The sequence below is a fragment of the Lachnoclostridium sp. MSJ-17 genome (genome assembly GCF_018918205.1).
Taxonomy (GTDB): domain Bacteria; phylum Bacillota; class Clostridia; order Oscillospirales; family Acutalibacteraceae; genus Ruminococcoides.
Genome location: NZ_JAHLQB010000084.1, coordinates 1 through 1,194 on the forward strand (window position 1 = coordinate 1; position 1,194 = coordinate 1,194).

The following is a 1,194-nucleotide window of genomic DNA, read 5'->3' on the forward strand; positions in this document are numbered from 1 at the left end:
ATAATGTTGCGGGCTTTTTCGTCCGCTTCTTCCTTGAGCTGCGCCTGATACTCCATGATCTTGACGGATTTCTCGTGCGCGAGCTCGCTTTCAAGCTGGGAAAGCAAGTAGCTTTTTGCTTGCTCTGTTGTATAGCCCGAAATTTTTTCGAGCATTTCAAACTGACTCTTCTTGAGGGTTTCGATCTCCTCGAGCTTCTGGTCAGCTTCCTTGAGCTTCTTGTTGACGCGCTCGTCCTTTTTCTCGACGTTGTCGAGCTTTCTGTCGAGCGTTTCTTCCTTTTGCTGGATACGGCGTTCCTGACGCTGAACTTCCTTGCGTCTGTCGGAGATTTCCTTCTCGCTCTCGTTTCTGAAGCGGTGAACCTCGTCCTTACCCTCGAGGACATACTCCTTCTTCTTAGCCTCAGCGGTCTTGATAGCGTCGGCAACGATGCGCTTAGCCTCTTCCTCGGCACTGCCGATTTCCTTTTCGGCGGTATTCTTGCGCACGTTGATACCGACGGCGATACCTACCGCAACGCCTGCCAGCAAAGCGACAATTATAAGAATTATCGCTAAAAACAGCTGCATTCCCATGACACCTCCTTTTAATTAGTTTTTAATAATCATTCCCAATCAATAGACTCCGAAGGTGCCGTTAATCAAGATATTCAGTTTTCATCAAATATTTTTTACGACCAAACCTGTTGGCTATTAAATGTATAAAAAATATCTATAATAAACGGCTCTTCTTTAAGAGTCTGATTAAAAAGACGGGTACGGCGTGAAAAAACCGCCCCGGAAATACGCATAAATCCGTATTCTTTACTAATTTTAATATAAAATCAATATGTTGTCAAGTCGGAAATAACAGTTTCACAAAAAAATAATTGCAATACTGAATAATGTATGTGAAAAATGCAAGATTTGATAAATATGTTATGGCAATTTTGTGAAGGCTTGGTGAAAAATGGAAAAAATACTGTGAATTTTTCAGCAAACTATTGAATAAATAAAAGAAATGTAATATAATATATATATCTTAATTTTAGGAGGAATTTATTATGTCAGTAAAAGTTGCAATTAACGGTTTCGGCCGTATCGGACGTCTTGCTTTCAGACAGATGTTCGGCGCAGAGGGTTACGAGGTAGTAGCTATCAACGACCTCACCGATCCCAAGATGCTCGCTAACCTGCTCAAGTACGACACCGC

The 1,194-nt window shown here is 41.8% G+C and carries 2 protein-coding genes; one reads left to right on the plus strand and one right to left on the minus strand.

Annotated elements, in window-relative coordinates:
- Window positions 1-572, minus strand: a 572-nt coding sequence (locus KQI64_RS07230) for an Rnase Y domain-containing protein (protein ID WP_216524036.1), incomplete at its 3' end; no start/stop codon positions are given.
- 473 nt (window positions 573-1,045) lie between these two features.
- On the opposite strand from KQI64_RS07230, the gene KQI64_RS07235 reads away from it, so the two are divergent.
- Window positions 1,046-1,194 (plus strand): glyceraldehyde 3-phosphate dehydrogenase NAD-binding domain-containing protein (locus tag KQI64_RS07235; RefSeq protein WP_301282425.1); only part of this gene is annotated, 149 nt, incomplete at its 3' end.